The sequence below is a fragment of the Duganella margarita genome (genome assembly GCF_009857535.1).
GTDB lineage: Bacteria > Pseudomonadota > Gammaproteobacteria > Burkholderiales > Burkholderiaceae_D > Rugamonas > Rugamonas margarita.
Map to the genome: position 1 here is coordinate 126745 of NZ_WWCS01000002.1, position 23193 is coordinate 149937.

The 23193-nt window shown below is 64.0% G+C and carries 18 protein-coding genes; 3 read left to right on the forward strand and 15 right to left on the reverse strand.

All coding sequences use genetic code 11. The annotated features are described in order from the left end of the window. Positions 1-8 precede the first annotated feature (8 nt). From GTP55_RS03150 to GTP55_RS03170, 5 genes are all read right to left on the reverse strand, one after another. Complete coding sequence (locus tag GTP55_RS03150; RefSeq protein ID WP_161043531.1) at positions 9-1847, reverse strand: glycoside hydrolase family 28 protein; 1839 nt, start codon at positions 1845-1847, stop codon at positions 9-11. Positions 1848-1857: 10 nt separating this feature from the next. Next, positions 1858-4452 (reverse strand): pectinesterase family protein, encoded by a 2595-nt coding sequence (locus GTP55_RS03155; protein WP_161043532.1) that lies wholly within the window; start codon positions 4450-4452, stop codon positions 1858-1860. Then, the gene (locus GTP55_RS03160) at positions 4449-5261 is read right to left on the reverse strand and encodes a rhamnogalacturonan acetylesterase (protein WP_161043533.1); all 813 of its coding nucleotides are present in this window, start codon (positions 5259-5261) and stop codon (positions 4449-4451) included. The genes GTP55_RS03155 and GTP55_RS03160 overlap by 4 nt, the downstream gene beginning before the upstream one ends. Positions 5262-5354: 93 nt before the next feature. Next, positions 5355-8075, reverse strand: coding sequence for a TonB-dependent receptor plug domain-containing protein (locus tag GTP55_RS03165; RefSeq protein ID WP_161043534.1), 2721 nt, complete (start codon positions 8073-8075; stop codon positions 5355-5357). Positions 8076-8294: 219 nt separating this feature from the next. Then, positions 8295-8999: a FadR/GntR family transcriptional regulator gene (locus GTP55_RS03170; protein ID WP_161043535.1), complete on the reverse strand. Its 705-nt coding sequence runs from the start codon at positions 8997-8999 to the stop codon at positions 8295-8297. A 280-nt stretch (positions 9000-9279) separates the two neighbouring features. Between GTP55_RS03170 and garD the strand changes: the two genes are divergently transcribed. Both garD and GTP55_RS03180 read left to right on the forward strand, forming a co-directional pair. Beyond that, complete coding sequence (gene garD / locus GTP55_RS03175) at positions 9280-10845, forward strand: galactarate dehydratase (protein WP_161043536.1); 1566 nt, start codon at positions 9280-9282, stop codon at positions 10843-10845. A 100-nt stretch (positions 10846-10945) separates the two neighbouring features. Continuing rightward, the gene (locus GTP55_RS03180; protein WP_202423511.1) at positions 10946-11752 is read left to right on the forward strand and encodes an NAD-dependent epimerase/dehydratase family protein; all 807 of its coding nucleotides are present in this window, start codon (positions 10946-10948) and stop codon (positions 11750-11752) included. Here GTP55_RS03180 and GTP55_RS03185 read toward each other — a convergent pair. The 5 genes from GTP55_RS03185 to lepB form a co-directional block, all read right to left on the reverse strand. Further along, positions 11749-12747, reverse strand: coding sequence for a GlxA family transcriptional regulator (locus tag GTP55_RS03185; protein ID WP_161043537.1), 999 nt, complete (start codon positions 12745-12747; stop codon positions 11749-11751). The genes GTP55_RS03180 and GTP55_RS03185 overlap by 4 nt on opposite strands. Beyond that, the gene (locus GTP55_RS03190; protein ID WP_161043538.1) at positions 12744-13811 is read right to left on the reverse strand and encodes a DJ-1/PfpI family protein; all 1068 of its coding nucleotides are present in this window, start codon (positions 13809-13811) and stop codon (positions 12744-12746) included. The genes GTP55_RS03185 and GTP55_RS03190 overlap by 4 nt, the downstream gene beginning before the upstream one ends. Positions 13812-13877: 66 nt before the next feature. Beyond that, complete coding sequence (locus tag GTP55_RS03195) at positions 13878-16226, reverse strand: CPBP family intramembrane glutamic endopeptidase (protein WP_161043539.1); 2349 nt, start codon at positions 16224-16226, stop codon at positions 13878-13880. Then, positions 16223-16963 (reverse strand): ABC transporter ATP-binding protein, encoded by a 741-nt coding sequence (locus GTP55_RS03200; protein ID WP_161043540.1) that lies wholly within the window; start codon positions 16961-16963, stop codon positions 16223-16225. The genes GTP55_RS03195 and GTP55_RS03200 overlap by 4 nt, the downstream gene beginning before the upstream one ends. A 70-nt stretch (positions 16964-17033) precedes the next feature. Beyond that, the gene (gene lepB / locus GTP55_RS03205) at positions 17034-17711 is read right to left on the reverse strand and encodes a signal peptidase I (RefSeq protein ID WP_161043541.1); all 678 of its coding nucleotides are present in this window, start codon (positions 17709-17711) and stop codon (positions 17034-17036) included. Between the two features lie 90 nt (positions 17712-17801). Here lepB and GTP55_RS03210 point away from each other — a divergent pair, with 90 nt between their 5' ends. Continuing rightward, a complete protein-coding gene (locus GTP55_RS03210) occupies positions 17802-18065 on the forward strand; it encodes a hypothetical protein (RefSeq protein ID WP_161043542.1) in 264 nt (87 codons plus the stop codon). Here the strand turns inward: GTP55_RS03210 and ggt are convergent. The 5 genes from ggt to ftsE all read right to left on the reverse strand — a co-directional run bounded on the left by ggt (position 18062) and on the right by ftsE (position 23193). Then, positions 18062-19825, reverse strand: a complete 1764-nt coding sequence (gene ggt, locus GTP55_RS03215) for a gamma-glutamyltransferase (RefSeq protein ID WP_161043543.1) — start codon at positions 19823-19825, stop codon at positions 18062-18064. The genes GTP55_RS03210 and ggt overlap by 4 nt on opposite strands. An 11-nt stretch (positions 19826-19836) precedes the next feature. After that, positions 19837-20322 carry a hypothetical protein gene (locus tag GTP55_RS03220; protein ID WP_161043544.1) on the reverse strand — a complete coding sequence of 162 codons (486 nt, stop codon included), beginning with the start codon at positions 20320-20322 and terminating at the stop codon, positions 19837-19839. Positions 20323-20488: 166 nt separating this feature from the next. Beyond that, positions 20489-21376, reverse strand: coding sequence for an RNA polymerase sigma factor RpoH (rpoH, locus tag GTP55_RS03225; RefSeq protein WP_371867993.1), 888 nt, complete (start codon positions 21374-21376; stop codon positions 20489-20491). Positions 21377-21619: 243 nt separating this feature from the next. Then, complete coding sequence (ftsX, locus tag GTP55_RS03230; RefSeq protein WP_161043545.1) at positions 21620-22540, reverse strand: permease-like cell division protein FtsX; 921 nt, start codon at positions 22538-22540, stop codon at positions 21620-21622. After that, positions 22537-23193, reverse strand: a complete 657-nt coding sequence (gene ftsE / locus GTP55_RS03235; protein ID WP_161043546.1) for a cell division ATP-binding protein FtsE — start codon at positions 23191-23193, stop codon at positions 22537-22539. The genes ftsX and ftsE overlap by 4 nt, the downstream gene beginning before the upstream one ends.

Consider the following 23193-nt stretch of genomic DNA (forward strand, 5'->3'; position numbering starts at 1 on the left):
CGCATCTCTCAGGCTGACAGTACGGTGTTATGCACCTTGTCGCCAATGGTCACATTCTTCAGCATCATGTTCTTGACGTTGTAGAGGAACCATGGCGACGCGGCGTTCACCGGCGTGCCGAAATCGCAATCGCTGATCGACACATTCGTCACCGGGAACACTGGCGGCATCGGCTGTGGACCGTTGTAGTCCGACGCCACCGGCCCCAGAATGACAATCGCCTGGAAGCAGGATGCGGTCTTGCCATCCTTGTTCACGTTGCTGGCCTTGACGTTGGAAATCTGGATGTTATCCACAATCGGCGGACGAATGCGCACGTTGTCGCTGATCGGCGTATAGTCGCAATCGAAGGTAACGATGGCGCCAGCCGCCGTCGCCACGGTCTTGGACTGGATCGGCGAACCTGGCAGCGATGCGTAGAACGACGGCGTAATCTGCACGCCATTCGGCACCGTGCAATCGCGCACGTAGAAGTTACGCAGGAAGCCGCCGCGATTCATATTGGTCTTCATGCGGATCGCCGTGTTGAGCGGATTGGTCTTCCAGTTGGCGTTCTCAAACACCAGCTTTTGCGCAAACACGTTCTGGATACCGCCCGCCATCTCGCTGCCCAAGGTAATGCCGCCATGGCCGCTGTGCATGATGCAGTTCTGGACAACGATATTCTGCGAAGGTCCGTACTGTGTATCCTGATCCTTGCCGGCCTTGATCGCGATGCAGTCGTCGCCGGTGTCGAAGGTACAGTCTTCCACCAGCACGTGGTCGCACGCTTCCGGATCGAAGCCGTCGCTGTTAGGGCCGTGGCTGTGCATGTAGACCTTGCGGATCACCAGGTTGCGGCAGTGGACCGGGTGGTGCTGCCAGAACGGCGTGTTCTGCACCTTGTACCCCTGCAGCAGCACGTTGGTGCAGCCGATAATCTGGATCATCGGCGAACGCAGATAGTGGCCCACGCCGAAGATGCGCTTCGATAGCGCCACGCCGGCTTCCGACAGCGCCGGGAGGTACTGCGCGTCGGCGCGCCACTTGTCGCCTTCACCTTGAATCAGCAGGCGCTCCGCCTCGGTCAGCGCCGGCGCCACGGTGGCCAGCGATTCCGCGTTGAGCGGATTGACGGTGTTCTCCGACATTTTGCCGGCCTTGAAGTTGGGCGTGGTGCCCTGGCCGATGGAGTTGATAGTCTTCTGCTTGCCCTTCCATGTCCACCACGAATCGCCGGCGTCGTTGAACGGCACGCCGCCCTGGCCATCCAGGATGGAGGTCCAGTCGTCGCCGGTGAGGGCGATGTTGGTCTGGCCATAGGCGTACACCAGCGGCGAGTAGTTCAGGCAGTCGTTACTTTGCCAACGCGAGATGGTCAGCTTGCCGTTCTTGCCGCAGTCGATGTCGCCGTACTTGGCATAGTCCGCCGGATTCTGGCTGAAGTAGACATGCGCGCCTTTCGCCAGGTGCACATTCACATTCGACAGCAGTACGATCGGGCCGGCGCAATACCAGTCGCCGGCCGGAATCAGCACGCGGCCGCCGCCCGCCGCGTTACAGGCCTTGATGGCGGCCTTGATGGCGGCGTAGCAGTCGGTAGCGCCGGCGGCCGGCGTGCCCAGGTCTTCCTGCTCTTCGTGCGAGATCCACGCTTTCACCTTGGTCAGCTTGCACGGCTTGGCGCCGTAGGTGGTGATGTTGAAGTCCTGTTTGCGGAATACCAGCGGCCTGGATACGTGATCGATGATGCCTTGCGCCTGCAGCCACGGATCGGGCGCGGTGGCGGCGACGGCGGGAATGCTGAGCGTGACGCCAGCTGCCGGCAAGGCTTTCATCAAATTGCGGCGTTGGTTATTGATGGTCATGCTGTGTTCCTTATTCATCTGAATTATTGAACTCACCGAGGAAGACCTCTGGCGGCGAAGGCGGTTTGCTGTAGCCGAGATCCTTGACGGGATCGATGCCGGCCTTAATCAGGTTGTTCCAGTGGTCGTCCGAGTTGTACTGCGCCGGGCGGAAGGAGATGGTGCCCTTTTTGTTCCAGTCGGCCCACGGATGCTGGCGGTTGATGTGCGCACCGATGCGCGAATTCAGCACCACCATTTTGCCGACGGCTTCCAGCGAGACGCGCGCCACCGTGCCGGTGGGTGCCTTGTAGACGTTGACGGGGCCATAGGTGCAGCTGTAGCCGTCCAACGCCAGCGGCGCATACGGCGTGCAGCGCGAACTGGCGAACCACTGGCGCAGCAGATAGAAGTCGCCGGTCTTCTTGCCCTCGTGGGTGAAGCGGCAGTCGTCGAAGACGAAGCCGTACTTGGTCTTCAGGTAGGTATTCGGTGCGGCGGTGTAGGACACGCCGCGGTCGCCCAGCGTACGGATCTCGGTCTGGTAGAAATAGGCGGTGCTGTCGCCGAAGATGAAATCGACGTCGCCTTCGATATACGATTTGTTGAAGAAGCTGCGCACGGTGCTGCCGATTTGCGGCGACTTCAGATACAGCGTGTCCTGGAAGCCGATCAGGCGGATGTTTTCAAACTGCGCCTTGTCGGCGCTGTCCACGCTGAGCGCCAGCGCCTGGTGGTGGACGTTGTTGATGTTGGGGAGTTCTTCGGCGCGAGCATTGCCGGTGTCCTTGTTGTAGCCGTTTTCAAACGTCAGGTTACGCGCCTGGAAGCCGTTATTCTGCGTCCACACGGTTTGCGTGCCGAAGGTGCCGATCTGCGCGCGATCCTTGATGGTGGCGTACATCGCCTGCACCGCCGGCGCTGCCCTGGCGAACTGCGGGCCGGCCACGGCGTCATACGCTGCGCCGGTCATCGAGGCTTCCAGCCTGGCAGTAATGCGCGTCGCCGCCGCGTCCTTGCCCTCGCCGTACAGGGTGATCGGCGCGGCGGAGGCGGGGACGTAGACCAGTTCCGGATACACGCCGGGCTTCAGCAGGATGTAGAGGCGCTTGCTCGCGCTGTCCAGCACCGCGCGGCTGACGGCTTCCTGCACCGTGTTGAAGGTGCGGACGCCGTCGGCTTTTGCTGCCTTGTCGACGATGTAGTCGGGCGTGAAGACGGCGCCTTTGGCCAGCGGATCGTTGAGCGGGTCCCATGGATCGACGGTCTCCTTGCCGGCTACGCCCACGTACTTCAGCACTTCGCCGTACGAGAACTGCCTGGCTTGATCCTGCGTGAGCTGCGGACGCGTGCTGACCGCCGCGCTTTCCGGGAAGGGGACGAAGCGGCTGGCGCAGTTGCTGGTGTCGCTGCTGCTGATTGGATCGCCGGTCAGGCGGGCGAATTCGATCTTGCGATCGGCCTTGCCGGTGATGCTGACGTCATGCAGATGCGCCAGCACCGGGTGCTGTTCATCGTAGCCTTGCACCACCACGCGGCCCGGTGACACGCTGTGCACGTCGTCGAAGTCGATGTTGGTGAACACCGGCACCTGCGTGCCCTGTGCGTCCCTGGCGTAGCGGGTGCTGATGTCGATCGGTGTTTTCACGTCGCGCAGGCAGACATTGCGATAGCTGACGCGGTCCACCACGCCGCCGCGCGAGACGTCGCTCTTGATGCGCAGGCCGGATGTGGTGCCGTCCATGCTCAGGTCGTCGACCAGCACGTTCCGCACGCCGCCATTGGTCTCGCTGCCGATCGACATGCCATGGCCGCTGTAGAAGCGGTTGTGCACGATGGAGATGTTTTCCGTCGGACCGTTGTTGCCGGCTTTGACGGCGACGTTGTCGTCGCCGGTGCGGATATGGCTGTAGGCGATGGTGACGTTGCGCGACGAGATTGGATCGATGCCGTCGGTATTGCGCGCGGTGGCCGGCGTATCGATGCGCATGCCCCAGGCGGTGAAGCCGTCGACCTTGTTCAGCGTTACGTGGAAGTTGGGCGAGTTGCGCAGCGTGATCTTGTGCAGCGTGATGTTCTGCGCGTTGGTGACTTCGATCAGGCGTGGCACGTTCTGGCGCGCGTCTTCCTTTTGCGCGCGGCGCGCCAGCTGCCACCATGATTCCGTGCCGCCGTCGACCACATGGCCGCCCTGGCCGTCGATCACGCCTTCGCCGTAGATGCCGCTGCCCTTGGCGTTGTCGATGGTGATGAAGGGTTTGCAGCCGCGTCCCTGTTTGTCGATGGTGCCGCAGGTGCCGGCGCCACGGTCATACAGTTTGGGATTGCTGCTGGCTTGCAGCGTGGCGCCGGTGTCCACCAGCAGGCTGACGCCACTGCGCAGCGCCAGCGGGCCGGCGACAAAGCGCTGCTTCTCGTTGCTGCCGGAGAGGCGCACGGCGCGGCCGGCAGGGCATTGGTCGATGGCGGACTGGATGCGGGCGGTATCATCGACGGCGCCGCCGGCGGTCAGCACGGTGCACGATGGCGGCGCGACCGGTTCGGTGACTTTGCGGCTGTCCTGTGCGTGCGCTGGTGCCCAGAATGCGACGAAGAGTGCGAGGGGAACGAGGCGGCGCGCTGTCACTGCTCGCTCTCCGGCTTGAACTGCCCGGCCAGATCCGGCACTGCGCGTTTGAGTTCTTCCATCACCATGCGCGAGAAGTAGGCCGCGCCTTTGGCGCCGACGTGGGTGCGGTCGAATGCCGACTTGGCGGCGCCTGCCACTTCCACTTTGCCGGCGGTTGGCGCGGAGCCAAAGTCGGCCGGACGCGGCACCATGGCCAGCGTGTCGGCTTCGTCCTGGCCCATGGCCTGCACGGCGGCGTAGCTGTCCGCGTTCAGGTCCAGTAGCGGTACGTGCTGCGTGGCAGCGGTGGCGCGGATCACTTCCGCCCAGGGCGTCAGATTATTTTCCAGTACGCCGTCCTTGAAGGTGCGGCGGGTCAGCGGCGTGACCAGCACCGGCACGCCGCCCAGCGCTTTCACTTCCTGTCCGTAGCGTGCCATATTGACGGGGAATTCGGTCTTCAGGTCGGTCGAGCGGCCAGGCTTGCCTGGCTGGTCGTTGTGGCCGAACTGGATCAGTACATAGGTGGCGCGGTAAGCGGCGGCGCCGCGCAGCAGGCCTTCGACTTCGTCCCAGCGGCCTTCGGCGCGGAAGCTGCCGGAGCTGCGGCCGCCCTTGGCCAGGTTGATACAGGTGTTGGCGCGATTGACGCGCGAGCAGAAGGCGTCGCCGTAGCCGCTGGTGTTGGCCATGGTGGAGTCGCCGACGAGAATGATGCGGACTGGTTTGGCCGGTGTTTGTGCTGGTGCTGGTGCGGGAGCGTCGGCAGCGTAGGTGGCGCCGGCCAGCAGCAACAGGGCGGCGGCGGAAGATGTGAGGAATTTCATGGTGCGATCCGAAAAAAAAGGGGCGCCGGCCGTGATGCGGTCCGGCGCCCCATACTCAGGCGGAGTGACTCAGTTTATGCAGCCACGCTTTCATCAGAAAGTGTAGGTCATGCGCACGTTGTACGCGCGGCCGATGGCGCTGCCGGCGCTGCTCAGGTAACCATAGGTGTACAAGCTGCTGTTGGTGGCTGGTGGCGCCACGTTGAACAGATTGGTGATGCCGGCGGTAACCTGGATATTCTTAAAGCCGTTGTAGGTGGTGGTCGCGTTCCACAGCTTGTAGGAATTGATGTTGCGCCAGTACTGCTTGGCCACCAGATTCTGGTCGGTGTACTTCGAGTTGTAGTTCTGGGTCAGCTGGCTGCTCCAGTTACCCGCCGCCCAGTTCAGTTTCAGCGTGTGCTTCCAGCGGTAGGTGATGATCGGGAAGCTGGAGGTGGTGCCGTTGCTGGCCAGGCCGAACTGGCCGATGTTCGACACGAACGGGCTGCCGTTATACAGCTGGTTGTCGAACTGGGTCAGGTAGGTGCCATCGATCGCCACCTTGAAATCGCCGTAGGCGGTTTTCGGGAAGTTGTACGAACCCGAAACGTCCACGCCGGCAGCCTTCTGGCCACCCAGATTCATGATGGTGTTGTTGATGTAGTTGATGGTGCCGTCGGCGTTACGCACGAAATACGATGCGTATTTGACCGGGTCCAGGAAGTACACCTGCTCTGGCAAGTTGGCCAGCATGTCGGTCATCTTGATGTTCCAGTAGTCGAACGAGACCATCGCGTTCTTCACTGGTTCCATCACCACGCCCAGCGTGAAGCCTTTGGACTTCTCTGGTTTCAGGCCGGCGTTGGAGCCGGTCTGTTTAGGCAGCGTGGTGTTGCAGACGGTCGATGCCACATAGCCTGGCAGCGCGGTGCCGGTGCCGGCCACGCCTGGCGTGCCGCCCGGGCACAGGACCGGATCGTCCCACTTGGCGGCGGTCAGGCCGGTGGCGCCAGGCAGACGATAGCCGTAGGCGTCGAACAGCGTCGGTGCGCGGAAGCCGGTGTTGGCCGAACCACGGAACATCAGCTGTTTCGAAGGCTCCCAGCGGAAGCTGATTTTCGGATTGATGGTGTTACCGAAGTCGCTGAAATGGTCGTCACGCACGGCGGCGTTCAGTTCCAGCGTTTTGGTGACCGGCAGGTTGATCTCGGCGAACAGCGCGGCGACGTTGCGCTGGCCTTCGCCGTGCGATGGCGTGGCGTTGGCGTAGGTGACTTCGCCGCCGATCGGCAGCTTGGTGTCTTCGGTGGTGTCGCGGTGCAGGTCAACGCCCACGGCCAGTGCCAGCGAACCGCCCGGCAGTTCCATCAGCGCGCGGCTGACGGTGGCGTCGACGCCGGTGAAGGTCGATTTCGAGTAGCGGTTCTTGGCGCCGTCCACGCTGATGCTGTCCAGGTAAGCCTTGCCGTCGGCGTCTTGCAGGCCGAATGGATTCAGCTTGCCGTTTTTCAGACCGTCCAGCAGGCCCTGGCCTTTGTAGTAGCCGGAGTAGTAGTAGCCGCTGCGCTCGGAGATGCCGATCACCAGGCCGGCCTTGTAGTCCCAGCCTGCAAGCGTGCCTTCGTCGACCACTGCCAGGCGCTGGTTCAGCTGCACGTCCTTGGTGGTGGCCAGGCCGCCGTCGGCCACTGCCCAGGTCACGGTCAGCGGTGCGTTGTTCAGGCCTGCCACGGCAGGCACGCCGCCGCTTTTGCCCGGGTACCATTTGCTGGTCGACGGCAGGATGGCAGCGACGCCGTTGACGGCCAGCGCATTGGTCGGGTTCTTGGTGCCGAGGATGAACTCTTCGCCGCGCGAGTAATCGACGTAGATGACATGGTCTTCGCTCAGCTGCTTGGAGGCGCGGGTGTAGAAGGTGACCTGCTGGTTGGCGTACAGCGCGGTGCCGTACTCATTGTTATCCAGTACGCAGGTGCCTTTCTGGCCAACGATCGAGTATGGCGCCAGGCAGCCGCTGGCCGCATAAGGATTCTGTGCGGTTTTGTTGGTCGGCGTGGTGAAGTTGGCCGGCGTGGCGTTGCCGCCGGTGCCCAGCGACGGCGCGCGACCCAGTGCGGCCAGCATTTCCGGCGTGCTCAGATAGGCGCGGTCCGACGAGGCCAGGCGGGTGCGCTGGTGCGCGTCCAGCGTGGCGTAGAAGCTCCAGCCGTCGCGTTGCAGATTGCCCTTGCCCCAGGTGACGGTGGCGCGCTGCTCGTCGCCGCCGCCTTTTTTCTCAGGCTGCACCGCTTGCGCCGTCAGTTGCAGGCCGTCGTACTGGGTCTTGGTGATGAAGTTGACCACGCCACCGATGGCGTCGGAGCCGTAGATCGAGGAGGCGCCATCGCGCAGGATCTCGACGCGGGCCAGGGCGCTCATCGGAATCACGTCCAGGTTGGCGTAGCCGTCGGAAATCGCTTCGTTGGCCAGGCGGCGGCCGTTCAGCAGCACCAGGGTGCGGTTTACGCCCAGGCCGCGCAGGTTGATGTTGGTGCCGGAGCCGGCGTTCGACGGCGCCAGCGATGCCGATTGCGGCAGCGCCATCATCACGTCGGCCAGCGTGGTCATGCCTTGCTTGACCAGGTCTTCGGCCTTGATGGTGCTGACGGGCAGCGAGGCTTCGTTGGCCACGCGCTTGATGCTCGAACCGGTCACTTCGACGCGGGTCATCGGGCCTTCGCCGCCGTCCTGGGCGTAGGCGGTGTTGGTCAGGGTGAGGACGGCCAGACTGATTGCGGTGAGCAGCAGGCGCGGTTGGGCGGAACGGTTCTGGACCGGGTTCTCGGACTTCATGGTGTTGTCTCCTTCGTCTCTTGAATAAAGTTATACGCAGCGCTGAACAGCGCATGCGTGAGTGGAGCACCTCGCGTACTCCGTGCCGCTGTGACGAGGGCCGCTGTGCAGGGTGCAGAGGGAAGGCCTAGGTCGAGCCGGTCGATAACTTGATTACTTTTTGTGCGGCCGGCTTCGAGGCCGGTCCTGCGTTACTACGGGTGTTGTAGTTCTGTTCTGTTATCCGCGCGAGAAAGTGCGGGTCACGCGTTCCAGGTGGGCGCGCATGGCTTTGCGCGCCGCCGCCGGATCGTGGTCGGCAATCGCTTCCAGGATGCGGCGATGGTCCTTCAGCGTTTCCTGGCGCAGTTCCTCGGTCTGGAAGTGTTCTTTCAGCTTGTGCCACAGGCGGCCGCGCTGGTCCCACAAATAGGTCAGCGATCCGACCAGCGCGCTGTTGCCGGTGGCGCGCGCAATGGCCAGGTGGAAGTTGCGGTCGGCCTGCTCGTTGCTGGAATAGTTGTCGTGGTTTTTTTCCATCTCCACCACCGCCTGCAGGATGGCGTCGATGGCGCTGTCGGTGGCGACGCGGGCGGCGATGGCGGCGATCTCGGATTCGATCAGGCGGCGCGCGGACAGCACTTCAAAGGGACCGGGACCGGCTTCCGGCAGATCGCTGTCGGCCGGCTCGGGCACGTCGCTGACGTAGACGCCGGAACCGCCACGCACTTCGATCACGCCGCCCAGCTCCAGCGCGATCAGCGCTTCGCGCAGCGAGGCGCGGCTGACACTGAGCTTGGTGGCCAGGTCGCGTTCCGACGGCAGGCGCTCGCCGGGGGCGATGTGTTCATTGCGGATGAGTTCCTGGATGCGGTCCGCCACCACACGATAGAGGCGTGGCTCGTGAGCGGAGTTCTCGACAGGAAGAACGGTCTTTTTCAACATTGCTTGTCTCGTTTGTATGCGTGGCTTATTGATTTGCCATCTGGTCAGGCCATTCTAAGGTGGTCAGACCAAATGCGCAATGTGGACTAGCCAAATTTATTTTATACTGGCATACTGAATTCATCGAGCGACCGTCTGACCCCCGTGTTTGATAGGCAAAACCCTAGGAAACATGCGGCATCCAGACTGTGGCGTGCAGGCCACAATCCACCGGATGGCCGGCCAATAACAGAAGTGGTCAGACCACTTTACGAGACCAAAAAACAACGTAGGAAAGCCCATGACCACACCGACCAGCGCCGCCAATACGCCGCGCTACATCCTCATGCACGACAACGATAACGTTGCGATTGTCGTCAACGACGGCGGTCTGGCCGCCGGCGCCGTGTTCCCGAATGGCTTGACGCTGCTGGAAGCGGTCCCGCAAGGCCACAAGGTGGCGCTGCGCGACCTGGCCAAGGGCGACCGCGTGATCCGCTACAACGTCACCATCGGCTTCGCCGCCAAGGATCTGCCGGCCGGCAGCTGGCTGGCCGAGCACAATGTCGAGATGCCGGCCGCGCGCGAGCTGGAAGGCCTGCCGATCGCCACCATCAAGCCGCCGCCGATGGACCCGCTGGAAGGCTACACCTTCGAGGGCTTCCGCAATCCCGACGGCAGCGTCGGCACCCGTAACATCCTGGCCATCACCACTACCGTGCAGTGCGTGTCGGGCGTAGTCGAATTTGCGGTGGAGCGCATCAAGAGCGAGCTGCTGCCGAAGTATCCCAACGTCGACGACGTGGTGGGCCTGGAGCATACCTACGGCTGCGGCGTGGCGATTGACGCGCCGGGCGCGCCGATCCCGATCCGCACCATCCGCAATATCGCGCTGAACCCCAACTTTGGCGGCCAGGCGATGGTGGTCAGCCTCGGTTGCGAAAAACTGCAGCCGACGCGCCTGTTCCCGAAAGGTTCGATTCCGATCCAGAACGCCGGCGGCGCCGATCCGGGCCTGGTGTGTCTGCAGGATGCGCAGCACGTCGGCTTCATGTCGATGATCGACTCGATCATGAAGCAGGCCGAGAAAAACCTGGCGGAGCTGAACAAGCGCCAGCGCGAAACCGTGCCGGCCTCGGAGCTGGTGGTGGGCGTGCAGTGCGGCGGCAGCGACGCCTTCTCCGGCGTGACCGCCAATCCGGCCGTGGGCTTTGCCACCGATTTGCTGGTGCGCGCCGGCGCCACCGTGATGTTCTCGGAAGTGACCGAAGTGCGCGACGGCATCGACCAGCTGACGTCGCGCGCCACCACGCCGGAAGTGGCCGAGGCCATGATCCGCGAGATGGCCTGGTACGATGCATACCTGACGCGCGGCGGCGTTGACCGCAGCGCCAACACCACGCCGGGCAACAAGAAGGGCGGCCTGTCGAACATCGTGGAAAAAGCCATGGGCTCGATCGTCAAGTCGGGCAGCTCGCCGATTTCCGGCGTGCTGTCGCCGGGCGAGAAGCTGACGCAGAAAGGCCTGATCTACGCCGCCACGCCGGCCAGCGATTTCATTTGCGGCACGCTGCAACTGGCGGCCGGCATGAACCTGCACGTGTTCACCACCGGTCGCGGCACGCCGTACGGCCTGGCCGAAGTGCCGGTGATTAAAGTCGCCACCCGCAACGACCTGGCCAACCGCTGGCACGACCTGATGGACATCAACGCCGGCCGCATCGCCAGCGGCGAAGCCACCATCGCCGATGTCGGCTGGGAGCTGTTCCAGATGCTGCTGGACGTCGCTTCCGGCAAAGAGACGTGGGCGGAAAAATGGAAGCTGCATAATGCACTGGTGCTGTTCAACCCGGCCCCAGTGACGTAAGCGCCGTCATTCCCGCTCAGGCGGGAATCCATAGAACGCATCATCACAATCAGCATGGATTCCCGCGTGCGCGGGAACGACGACATATAACGGAGACATTATGAGCAAGCCATTTAAACGACTGCTGCTGACCGGCGCCGCCGGCGGCCTCGGTAAAGTTCTGCGCGACCGCATCAAGCCGTGGGCTGATGTGGTGGTGCTGTCGGACATCGCCGATCTGGGCGAAGCGCGCGAGGGCGAGGAAATCGTCGTCTGCGATCTGGGCGACAAAGCGGCTGTCATGAAGATGATGGAAGGCGTGGAGGCGGTGCTGCACTTCGGCGGCATCTCGACCGAGAACACCTTCGAGAACATCCTGCACGCGAACATCCTGGGCACCGCCAATATCTACGAGGCGGCGCACAAGCTGGGCGTCAAGCGCATCGTGTTCGCCAGCTCGAACCACACCGTGGGCTTCTACCGCAACACCGACTACATCGACGCTACCGCGCCGACGCGTCCGGATTCGTTCTATGGCGTCAGCAAGTGCTTCGGCGAGCAGCTGGCCAGCTACTACTGGGACCGCACTGGCCTTGAGACCGTGAGCCTGCGCATCGGCTCCTCGTTCCCGGAACCGAAGGACCGCCGCATGATGGTGACCTGGCTGAGTTACGACGATCTGGTGGAAGCGCTGCGCCAGTCGCTGTTCGCCACCCGCGTGGGCTTTACCATTTTGTTCGGCATGTCGAACAACGACGTGGCGTGGTGGGACAACAGCAAGGCGGCGCACCTGGGGTACAAGCCGAAGGACAGCTCGTCGCAGTTTGACGCCAGCTTCCCGGACAGCGGCCAGTATCCGGACCAGAATGCGTCCGTGACCTATCACGGCGGCGCGTTTGCACTGGCCGAAGTGCGCTACAAAGACTAGTCGCGCGCGGCGGCGCCGTGGCCGGAGAAGCGGCTGCGGTACTGCCCGGGGCTGACGCCCAGCTGGCGCTGGAACACGCGCCGCAAATTCTGTTCTTCCACATACCCGGTATTGGCCGCGATGGTTTTTAGCGGCAGCGCGGTCTTTTCCAATGCGCGGCAGGCGGCTTCCAGCCGCATCGCTTCCACCATCTTGGCAGGCGTGCGTCCCAGCTGGCCGGCGTAACTGCGGGCGAAGGTGCGCGGCGTCATGCCGGCTTGTTCGGCCAGCCGCTCCACCGTCAGGTTCTCGTGCAGGTTGGCGGCGACCCAGGTGTGCAGATCGTCAAAGCGTCCGCCTTCCTGCGATTGCGCCGCCAGCGGCACGCTGAATTGCGACTGGCCGCCGGAGCGCTTGATGAACATCACCATCTGCCGCGCGGTTTCGATGGCGACCTGGTGGCCATAGTCTTCTTCGATCAGCGCCAGCGTCAGGTCGATGCCGGCGCTGACGCCGGCCGAGGTCCATACCGCGCCATCCTTGATGAAGATTTTGTCTGCGTCGATGTCCACTTGCGGATGCAGCTTGCGCAGGCGGTCCACCCATTCCCAGTGCGTGGCGGCGCGCTTGCCTTGCAGTTGTCCGGCGGCGGCCAGCAGGAAGGCGCCGGTGCACACGGAGCATAGCCGCCGTACGCGCGGCGCCTGCTGCGCGATCCAGTTGACCAGTGCCGATGGCGCGTAGAATTCCTGGCCCTTGCAGCCGCCCGGTGCGATCAGCGTGTCGATGGGCTGATCGTTCAACGAGGCGATGGAGACCGTCATCACCGGCAGTCCGGCGCTGGTGGTGATCAAGCCGCCGCTGCCGGAAGCGACGATGGCTTCGTACAGCGGCGCGCCGTTGCCGCTATGGCGCTTGCTGGCGGTGGACAGTGCTTGCAGCGGGCCGCTCAGGTCCAGCAGATTCATGTCGTCATAGGCCAGCAGGACGACGCGCAGGGTGGTATGGGCTTTCATCGGTAGGAAGGATACTCCAGTTCCAGCGCGACCAGGAAGGCGGTGCGGCGGCCGTAGCGCTGCGCCAGTTCTTCCAGCGCGCGGTCCAGCGCCTGGCCCGGCAGGACAGCGGCGGTTGCCGGCAGTGCTGGTGGCGCGTCGGCGTCGGTGGCGGCGTAGTCGGGCAGGATGGTCAGGCCGTGTTGCGATGACAGTGCAGTGGTGGAGGCGGCAACCGTGTAGACCTGGCTGCGCTTGGAACGTGCCCACGCGTCCGCCGTGAAAGCCAGCGAAACTTCATCCACGCCCGGCGCAACCGTGATGCCGATCCGTTCCGCCGAATGGAACCATTGGTTGGTGTAGCCGGTGAGGTAAGCGCCGAGATTGACGCCCAGTCTTGGATGGAATATGTCGCTGTTGTGCATCGTGCTCCAGTCGCTGACGCCGATGTCGCGTGCAACGGCGCTGGCGCGGGCGTTGCCGGCGATAGCTTCCACCAGCGCCAGTGCGGTCGGCATGGCGGCGCTGACGCCGGCGCTGGAGATGACGCGGCCATCGGCAACGTAGCGCACGTTAGATAGCCATTCCGTGTCGGGATAATGCTCGCGGCGATAGTCGCCGGTGGCCCAGTGCGCGGTGGCGCGGCGGCCCTTGAACAAGCCTGCATTGGCTACCACCAGCGCGCCGTCGCAGATGCTGACGATGGTGGCGCCCTTGGCGCCTTGCGACGCCACCCAGGCTACCAGCGTGGCGTCGTTTGGTTTGACGACAGCCGGCACAATGACGTAGTCGGCGCCATCCGGAAAGCGGGCGTCGAAGGTGGCGATGGTGTCTTGCGTTTGAATGCGCAGCGCGGGCTTCATCGTCATCGGGCCGGACTGCGTGGCGACGGCGATGACCTGCGCGGAGCCAGAGCGCGCCAGCACGCCGTAGGGAATCGCAAAGTCGGTCAGCTCGGTGCCGCCGTTGTAGCCGACGACAGCGACGACCGGCTGCGCGCGTGCATGCAGGTTCGAATAGGTTGGAATCTCGCCGGCGACGGCGAGGCGGCAGAACAGCAGGAGGGAGAGGAGTAATGATCGCATGCGGTCATTATCTTCACCCTCCGATGCGGGGGAATGACATAAAACAGTCAATTCCTGCCAGCGCTGCTACAACCAGAATTGCAGCGACAGGATCACGGCGTTGTAGGTGGCGTGCACCAGCATCGGCGCCAGCAGCGTCTTGCTGCGTTCATAGGTCCAGGCGGTGCACAGTCCCAGCGCGAAAACCGGCAGCATCGACAACGGCGGATGCACCACCGCGAAAATCGCGGCGCTCATCAGCATCGCTTGCGGCGCTCCTATGGAACGTCGCAGGCCGCCGTAGATCAGCCCACGGAAGATGAATTCCTCGCACAGCGGCGCCGCCACCACGGCCAGCGCCAGAATCCAGCCGCGCGCGCCGACCAGCTTCGGTCCGTCCTTCATCAGTTCCGTCCACAATGCCGTGTGCTGCATCAGCGTCAGATACAGCACGCCCAGCACGCACGCGACGGCGGCGGCGATGGCGGCGCTGCGCAGCGATACGTTGATGTCCATGCCGCGCACGATGACCGGCACGCCGGCCGCCTTGTTGCGCCAGTAGACGAAGCGCATCAGCAGATAGATTACCAGGCCGGCGATGCCGAACGCGAAGGTCATGGCGCGCAGATCGGATTTGCCGATGATGAGCAGCGCCAGGCCTTGCAGGATGAAGAAGGCGGTGGCGGCGATCAGACCGTCGGCGGCGGAGACGCGCGGCGGCGGCGCGGCGGCCGGGTCGAGCAGGTAGGGCAGGGCGTCGCGCGCTTTCTGCCACAGCGCCAGCGCCATCGACGCCACCATCACCATCACCACCAGCTTTTGCGACCACACATTGCTGTAGATCGACCAGGTGTAGAAGCTGGCCAGCAGCATGTAGAGGTAGACGTAGGTGGGCCGCACGCGCGTGCGCGCATCCACCGCCAGCGGATCGCAGGCGAACACGCCCAGCGAGACGGCGATCATGGAGTAGATCGGAATGCCGATGAACACCGTCAGCACCAGCGCCAGCATGCTCCAGTCGAAGTCCGTGGTGTACCACGCGGTGATGCCGAGGACGACGGCTGGATACACCATCGTCAACCCGCCCCACAGCTGCGCCTTTTCTTTCAATACGCTTTCCAGCGAGCGCGGGACGGTGTACATCAGCCACAGGACCTGGCCTTCGTTGTTGAGCGTCTGGAACGCCGACAGCATCAGCACATAGACGCCGATGCCGAAGGCGACGGCGGCGGCGACGAGGTGGTGATCGCCCAGCTCCGCCAGGCTGTTCAGCTTACCGTTGAACATCATCTGGCTGCCGACGATGATAATCGGCAGCAGCAAGGTCTGGAACAGGAAGTTGCGGTCGCGGCTCAGCAAGCGCAGCTCGCGGCGCTTGATCGGCGACAGCACGGTGGACAGCAGCGCCGCCATGCCGCTCGGCGCGGCGCTGGCTTGCGCGGTGCGCGCGCTGGTGCGCGCACTTTCGCGCGAGCCGGAATTGACCACGCCGTGGCGCAGCTGGTGGCGCAACAGCGCCATGCCGCCCCATATCAGCAGCATCACCTGCGCCAGCAGCAGCGCCACGCGTTCGGCCAGCTGCGTCGCGTCCTGCGCCTGGATCGCCTGGAGCACCAGGCCGGGCGGCGTCCAGCTCACCCAGGCCGGAAAAGCGCGTGCCCAGTCCATCGCAAACGCGTTCGCCTGCGGCATGCCGAGCGCCATGACAAAGTAGATCAGCGGCAGGTTGAATAAGCCGGTGATGGCCTGCATGTTGCGCAGCTGGGCGGCGGGTAGCCACATGCGCAGGCCAGTGTCGGCCAGCGTGTGCAGCATCGACGCCAGCGGCAGCAGCACGGCGGCGGCCAGCAGCGCGATGGGCAGCGCGCTCCAGGCGTAGCCGGAATGCCAGGCGATGACGCTGTAGGCCGATACCATTGCGAACCAGCCGGCGACGTTGCTGGCGCTGCGTTCCAGCACGCGGCCCCACAGCAATGTGCTGCGCTCCACCGGCATCGTCACCAGCCATTCCAGATCCCAGTCCGGCTGCGCCATCTCCTTGCTCCCCAGCGGCATCAGCACGGCGATCAACAGCAAGATGGTGACTTCCATCGTCAGCCCGTTCATCAGCGCCGGCGCGAACGGCGCGGTGGCCAGTTCCTCCTCGGCGACATGCAGTTCAGTGTGATGTTCGCCATGGGAGTCGATGAAGTGGCATTTGCTGGCCGGCGCCAGCCGGCACTGCATGTTGAGCACCGCGTTGTTGGACACGCTGACGAACGAGAAGGACATGAACAGCACCATCACTGCGGTCAGCACCCACAGGCTGCTACGTTTGCCGCCACTGGTGTCGCGCGGCTTTTTCTTCTTGAAGCGGAACAGATTGTTGAACACCATGTTGCGCTGTCGGGTCAGGCGCATGCGCGTCATCAGCCAGATGGTGTGCAGCGCGGTCATTGCGGCGTCTCTTCTGCGGCTTCGTCGGTGATCTTCAGGAACACGTCTTCCAGCGAGCCGCTGGCGGAGGACTCGGCGCGGATCTGGTCCAGCGTGCCGGTGGCCACCAGCTCACCGCGATGGATGATGCCGACGCGGTCGCACAGCTTTTCGGCCATGTCCAGCAAGTGGGTGGAGACGAAGATGGTGACGCCGCGCGCGGCTGCCGCCAGCAGGCGTTCCTGCACATCGCGCGAGGCGCGCGGATCGAGGCCGTTGATCGGCTCATCGAGGATCAGCACTGCCGGATCGTGGATCAGCGCGCAGGCCAGGCCGAGGCGCTTCTTCATGCCGAGCGAGTAGTTGACGGCGTAGTCTTCGCCGGCTTCGGTCAGGCCGAATTCCGCCAGCAGGCGCGCGCTGCGTGCGGCCGCGTCGGCGCGCGGGTAGCCGTGCATCTCGGCGACGAATTGCAGGATCTCGCGGCCGCGCAGGTAGTCGTAGAAGACCGGTGTGTCGGGCAGATAGCCGACGCGGCGCTTTACTTCCGCCGGCTCGGCGTGACAATCGAGACCATCGATCAGCACCCGGCCGCCGCTCGGAACCAGGATGCCCATCATCATGCGGATGGTGGTGGTCTTGCCGGCGCCGTTGGGGCCGAGGAAGCCGAACACTTCGCCGCGCTGCACGGTCAGCGTCAGTGGCTTGACGGCGTTGAAGCTGCCGTAGACTTTGGACAGGCCTTGAAAATCGATCATGAAGACACCGGCAATGTTATGAATTTACTACATCATCATAACACCGCCGGCGCGGCGCTTGCCGCTTTGCTTATTGCTTCGGATAGAGGCTCATGCCAAAGCGTTCGGCGCGCGGCATCCAGTTGCCGGTGATGTCGGCCGATGCCAGCACCCGTTCGGCGCGGCCGATCAGCAGCGCGCGCGGCACCAGGCCGATGTAGCGCGAGTCGGCGCTGTTGTCGCGGTTATCGCCCAACATCATGTATTCGCCGGGCGGCACCACCAGCGCGGCGAAATCGCGGCGCGCCTTTATCTGCGGCAGGAACTGGATCGCGTGGCGGCTCTGGCCAACCGCTTCGCTGACCTGCACGGCGGCCAGGTCGCCGACGCCCTGGATGCTTTCCACGCCATGACCGAGCGCCGTGTAGGCGGCCGCCTGGCCATTGATGATCAGCTCATCGTTGCGCATTTCGACGCGGTCGCCCGGCAGCGCGATCACACGCTTGATCAGGCGCGTGCCGTTGACCGGCGACGAGAAGGTGACGATGTCGCCCCGTTGCGGTTCGCCGGTCGGATGGATGACGATATCGGTCAGCGGCACCTTGAGGTTGTAGGCCAGGCGGTTGACAAACACCACGTCGCCTTCCAGCAGGTTGGGGTGCATGGAGGACGACGGAATCGGGTTCCAGTCGGCGACCGCCGTGCGGAAAATCCCGAACAACATCAGGAACAGTAAAAAGCCCTTGTTGGCGCGCATCCATTTTTTCATGTCTTCTCCCAAGTGAGTGATGTTCTTGCCAGGTGGCCGGGATTAATATTGTGAGCAAATACTTAATCATGGCTTAGCTGCGGGGTCTCCATGCAACTTTACGATCTGCCGTTCCAGCTGTCGGACGAGGTGCGCGAGTACGCCGCCGGGCTGGCCGGCCATTGCATGCGCGCCTTGATGAGTGAACCGGAAGAGGGCCGCAGCGGCCTGGCGGACCTGCCGACGCTGGTGCGCTCGGTCAGCCGCCTCGATCCGCCGTCGCCGTCATTCTGTCGCGGCGACTGCCCGCGTCACCTGTTGGCGTGCGAGCTGGCGGTCGACGCCTTGCAGGCGTGGATGGTGTTGCAGGCTTAGTGTGCGGTCTTCTGCACCAGCGCGCTGCCGACGCCGTGGCGATGGCCTTCGCTGACCGCCGTTACCGTGCCGTCGGGATTGAACACCAGGGCGTTGGCGGCGCCGATTTCTTCCGGCGTCTTGCTCCAGTGCTGGCCGGTTTTCTCCAGCGCCTGCGCCTGCGCGCTGCCGGTGAAGCCCGGCTCCACATCGGTCGCCATGCCATTGCGTTCTGACAGGCGCGGCGCGTTGACGGCGTCCGGCATGCTCATGCCCAGGTCGACATAGTTGAAGATGGTTTGCAGCACGGTGGTGATGATGGTGGCGCCGCCCGGACTGCCGACCGAGAACGCCGGCTTGCCGTTCCTGAAGGCGATAGTTGGCGACATGCTGCTGCGCGGACGCTTGCCGGCCTCCGGCACATTCGGCGCCGGGCCGGAGAAGTCGAAGTCGGTCATCTCGTTATTCAGCAGGAAGCCGTAGCCCGGCACCACGATGCCGCTGCCGCCCCATGATTCAATCGTGTAGGTGTAGGAGACGATATTGCCTTCCTTGTCCGACACGGTCAGGTGGGTGGTGTGCGCGCCTTCGGCAATCAGCTTGTTGGCGTTGGGCCGCAGCGGCACGCTGACGTCGTTCTGGAACGGATACGGATCGCCGGCCGGCGCCTGCACGCTGGCCTGCTCCGGATTGATCAGCTCACGGCGGCGCGCGGCGTAGTCCTTGCTCAGCAGGCCGGCCACCGGCGCGTCGATGAATTCGGGGTCGGCGAGATAGGCGTTGCGGTCGGCGAAGGCCAGCCGGCTGGCTTCCAGGTACAGGTGTTCGGCCCTGGCGCGCGGCATGGCTTTGAGGTCGTAGCCTTCGAGGATATTCAGCGCCTCGGCCACCGCCACGCCGCCGCTGCTTGGCAATGGCATGCCGTACAAATCGTAGCCGCGATAGGTGCTGTGCACCGGCTGGCGCAGGCGCGCTTCGTAGTTGGACAGGTCGGCCAACGTCATCTTGCCGGCGCTGACTTGCTTGCCCGGCGCGGTGGCCGGGGCATTGACCGCATCGACCACGGCGCGCGCCATCTTGCCGCTGTAGAAGGCCTTGACGCCGCCGGCGGCCAGTTCGCGGTAGGCCTTGGCCAGATCCGGGTTGCGCAGCGTGCTGCCGGCCGGGAGGGCCTTGCCGTTTTTCAGATACAGCGCGGCGGTGGCGGGGAACATGGCGAACTTGGCCTCGTTGCCCTCAATCAGATGCGAGAAGTTGTCGCTGACCTTGAAGCCCTTGCTGGCGACATCGATGGCCGGCGCCAGCACCTGCTTGAACGACATCGAGCCATAGCGGTCCAGCGCTTCATGCCAGCCGCGCACCGTGCCGGGCACGCCGACCGACATGCCGCTGGCCACCACGGTGTCGAAATCCAGCTCCTTGCCATCCTTCTGGAACACGCTCGGCGTGAAGCTGGCCGGCGCGGTTTCGCGGTGGTCGATGGTGATCACGCGCTTGTCCTTGGCCAGATAGATGACCATAAAACCGCCGCCGCCGATGCCGCAGCTGAACGGATCGGTCACGCCCAGCGTGGCGGCCGCCGCCACCGTGGCGTCGATCGCATTGCCGCCCTGGTTGAGGATGGCGATGGCGGCTTGTGAGGCCTGCTCGCTGATGGTGGCGACAGCGCCGCCGGTGCCGGTGGCCACCGGGGTCTTGGCGGCGGCCGGCAAGGCCAGGGCAACAATGATGGAGGAAACGAGAACGATGCGGAAGGGACGGGCGCGGGACGAGAAGGTCATGTGGGCAAGCTTTAAGGTGGGTTAATGTTGCTCACCTTTAAGCTTACCTGATAATCCGGCGGCGCCTCATTTTTTGCAGGCACCTGTTGTGGCTGGAACCCGGCCAGCGTGAAGGTCAGGCCGCTGCGCGTGACGCTAGGGGTGCCGTTGGGCATGTTGTCGGACAGGACGAAGTTGCTGGCGCTGCCATCCGGCTGCAGCAGCGTGAAGCTGAAGCTGATGTAGCCGGCCCAGACGCATACCGCGCCCGGATGGCAGCGGCTGTCGTTGACGCGCTCCAGCCGCACCACTGGGGCACTGGCGCCGATGCTGGCGCTGGGCTTGGCGGCGGCGCCGGTGATGGCCGCGCTGGCGCCCTGGCGCAGCACGTAGACGGTGGTGAAATGCGCAGGCGCGGCAACGGCGCGGCTGTTGGCGGCGCCGCAGGCGTACAAGGTGGCCATGACGGCCGCCAGCAACGGCAGCACGATCAGCTGCCGGAATATGGTTGATTTCATTGTGGACCTCTTGCTTCAGTTGGAGGCAAGCTTAGCAAAAAGACCATGGGCGTGGCGCACGAACGGCACGAGGTCAGCGCTAGCTCAAGGAGGCGCCAAAAAAAAAGTGCCGCGCGGCGCGAACGCCGGCGGCAGCTGGGGACACTACGGTGCGGGCTTGGACGGCTTAGACGTAAGCGGCCAGCGCACCTTTCATTTTTTTCAGCGCAGCCGCTTCGATCTGGCGGATGCGTTCGGCCGATACACCGAACTCGGCAGCCAGAGTGTGCAGCGTGGCGCCGGAACCGTCGTCGTTGGCCAGCCAGCGCGACTCGATGATGCGGCGCGAACGCGCATCCAGCTTGCCCAGCGCTTCTTCCAGTCCTTCCGATTGCAGACGGGTCACCTGTTCGGCTTCCAGCACGCGGGTCGGCTCGGAGGCTTCCGACGACAGGTAAGCAATCGGCGCAAACTTGTCATCTTCATCATCGGTCGGCGATTCCAGCGCGATGTCGCGGCCGCTCAGACGCGTTTCCATTTCAATCACTTCCTCGCGCTTGACGTCCAGCGTCTTGGCCAGTTGATCGATCTGGGCAGGCGTCATCGCGTCCAGGCCGGTCTTGTGGCTGCGCAGATTGAAGAACAGCTTGCGCTGGGCCTTGGTGGTCGCAACTTTGACCAGACGCCAGTTCTTCAGGATGTATTCATGCATCTCGGCCTTGATCCAGTGCATGGCGTACGACACCAGACGCACACCCTGATCGGGGTCGAAACGTTTCACCGCCTTCATCAGGCCGATATTGCCTTCCTGGATCAGGTCGCCGTGCGGCAGGCCGTAACCCAGGTAGCCGCGGGCGATCGATACCACCAGGCGCAGGTGGGACATCACCAGCCGTTCGGCGGCGCCGAGGTCGGCCTGGTCTTTCAGGCGTTTAGCCAGCGAAATTTCTTCGTCGTGCGTCAGCATCGGCAGGCGATTGACAGCCGAAATGTAAGCATCCAGGTTGCCCAGGTTGCCACTAAACCCGAGTCCCAGAGCACTGTTTTTCGCAGGTACCACGGACATCATAGTCATTTTCGTTTCCTTCGCTTGAATACTGCTTGAGAGCACCTATGTACTCTGATGGACATATATTAGCACTCTCTATCGATGAGTGCCAATCACCCAAAATAAATGGGCCTGATAGTAGAACACTATCGGGAGTGCCGATGTGTTTAGAATGCGCGATGGATCTTAGGGCGGGCTTAATGATGGAAAACATCCTAAGCCGCCGGGATGGCGCGTTCCGTGCGCCGACGCACGGAACGGCAGGAGGGATCAGTTGAGGCGGGCCGTGTGGCGCTTGACCGACAGGCGGGCGGCGATCAGGCCGAGCGTGGCAGACAGTGCCAGCAGGGCCGCCATGGCGGCCGGCGGCAGCGGCGCCAGCTGGAACTCGGACGCGTACAACCTGGCAAATTGGGCAATCGCGGTATTCAGCGGCCGCAGCGCCGCCGTCACCGCGCCCAGCGCCAGCGCGCCGGCGCCCAGGCCCAGCAGCGCGCCGGTGTAATAGAAGGGGCGGTGGATAAAGCTGTCGGTGGCGCCGATCAGCTTGGACACCAGGATTTCCTCGCGCTGGGTCAGGACCTGCAGGCGGATGGTGTTGAAGATCACCGCCACCACCACCGTGCCCAGCGTCGCCGCCAGCAGCAGCAAGGCCAGGCGCAGGATATTGATCAGTGCAGCCAGGCGCTTGACCCAGGCCGAGTCGACCTGCACGGTGTCGACGCCCGGCAGCGCGCGGATCTGCTCGGCCAACTGGTCGACGTCGCCGCCGGCCTGGGCGTTGCGGAAGGCGTCCAGCTTCAGCACGTAGCTGTCGGGCAGCGGGTTGTCGCCCAGCGTGGCCAGCACATCAGCCAGGCCGTTCTTGTCCTTCAGGTTATCCAACGCTTTTTCGCGCGGCGTGAAGACGATTTTGGCCTGCTTGTCCTTGACGGTCTGGCGCAGCTGCACGGCCAGCGCTTCGGCCTGGTCGCGCGGCGTGTCCTGCTTCAGGAAGATGCTGATTTCCGGATCGACGGACAGCGTTTCCGACATCGGCCGCACATTGTCCAGCAGCGTCACGCCCATGAAGGGCAGGGCCAGCGCGATCGCCACGACCAGTATATTGAACAGGAAGCTGCCCGGCGAACGGCGCAGGTGCACCAGCGCGGCGGACAGCGCGTAGCGGTGTTGGCGGAACCAGTAGGTCATGCTGCTGCTCCCACCTGGCCGCGGTGGAGATGGATGACGCGCGCGGCGGCGTCCAGCATCTGCTCGTCGTGGCTGGAGATCAGGCAGGTGACGCCGACCGAGTTGAAGGCTTTCAAGGCATCCAGCACCTTGTTGGCGCTGGCGCGGTCGAGGTTGGCGGTCGGTTCGTCGGCCAAAATCACTTGCGGCCGGTTGACGATGGCGCGCGCGATCGACACCCGTTGCTGCTCGCCGCCGGACAGGGCCAGCGGCTGGGCGTTGGCGCGGTCGCCGAGGCCGACCTTGTCGAGGGCGGCGCGGGCGCGCTGCTCGGCTTGCGTGTGGGAGGCGCCGGTCACCAGCAACGGCAGCATGACGTTGGCCAGCACCGTGCGGTCGGTCAGCAGCCGTTGTTGTTGAAAGATCAGGCCGAGGTTGCGGCGCAGGAAGGGCACGGCCACCGGCTTGATGCGGCTGATGTCCTGGCCGTTGACGATGACCTGGCCGGAGGTCGGCCGCTCCATCGCGGCGATCATTTTCATCAGGGTGGATTTGCCGGCGCCGGAAGGGCCGGCCAGGAACACCAGTTCGCCTTTTTCCACCGTGAACGAGATGTCGCGCAGCGCCATCACATCGGTGGAGTATTGTTTGGAGACGTTCCGGAATTCGATCAT

Bases quoted from the DNA above. Each gene is read 5' to 3' on its own strand.
- GTP55_RS03220 (WP_161043544.1), bottom strand. From the start codon at position 20,322: ATGAAATCAACCATATTCCGGCAGCTGATCGTGCTGCCGTTGCTGGCG.
- GTP55_RS03190 (WP_161043538.1), bottom strand. From the start codon at position 13,811: ATGCGATCATTACTCCTCTCCCTCCTGCTGTTCTGCCGCCTCGCCGTC.
- GTP55_RS03185 (WP_161043537.1), bottom strand. From the start codon at position 12,747: ATGAAAGCCCATACCACCCTGCGCGTCGTCCTGCTGGCCTATGACGAC.
- ftsX (WP_161043545.1), bottom strand. From the start codon at position 22,540: ATGACCTACTGGTTCCGCCAACACCGCTACGCGCTGTCCGCCGCGCTG.
- GTP55_RS03210 (WP_161043542.1), top strand. From the start codon at position 17,802: ATGCAACTTTACGATCTGCCGTTCCAGCTGTCGGACGAGGTGCGCGAG.
- ftsE (WP_161043546.1), bottom strand. From the start codon at position 23,193: ATGATCGAATTCCGGAACGTCTCCAAACAATACTCCACCGATGTGATG.
- GTP55_RS03200 (WP_161043540.1), bottom strand. From the start codon at position 16,963: ATGATCGATTTTCAAGGCCTGTCCAAAGTCTACGGCAGCTTCAACGCC.
- GTP55_RS03170 (WP_161043535.1), bottom strand. From the start codon at position 8,999: ATGTTGAAAAAGACCGTTCTTCCTGTCGAGAACTCCGCTCACGAGCCA.
- GTP55_RS03180 (WP_202423511.1), top strand. From the start codon at position 10,946: ATGAGCAAGCCATTTAAACGACTGCTGCTGACCGGCGCCGCCGGCGGC.
- ggt (WP_161043543.1), bottom strand. From the start codon at position 19,825: ATGACCTTCTCGTCCCGCGCCCGTCCCTTCCGCATCGTTCTCGTTTCC.
- garD (WP_161043536.1), top strand. From the start codon at position 9,280: ATGACCACACCGACCAGCGCCGCCAATACGCCGCGCTACATCCTCATG.
- GTP55_RS03150 (WP_161043531.1), bottom strand. From the start codon at position 1,847: ATGACCATCAATAACCAACGCCGCAATTTGATGAAAGCCTTGCCGGCA.
- lepB (WP_161043541.1), bottom strand. From the start codon at position 17,711: ATGAAAAAATGGATGCGCGCCAACAAGGGCTTTTTACTGTTCCTGATG.
- GTP55_RS03165 (WP_161043534.1), bottom strand. From the start codon at position 8,075: ATGAAGTCCGAGAACCCGGTCCAGAACCGTTCCGCCCAACCGCGCCTG.
- GTP55_RS03195 (WP_161043539.1), bottom strand. From the start codon at position 16,226: ATGACCGCGCTGCACACCATCTGGCTGATGACGCGCATGCGCCTGACC.
- GTP55_RS03160 (WP_161043533.1), bottom strand. From the start codon at position 5,261: ATGAAATTCCTCACATCTTCCGCCGCCGCCCTGTTGCTGCTGGCCGGC.
- rpoH (WP_371867993.1), bottom strand. From the start codon at position 21,376: ATGACTATGATGTCCGTGGTACCTGCGAAAAACAGTGCTCTGGGACTC.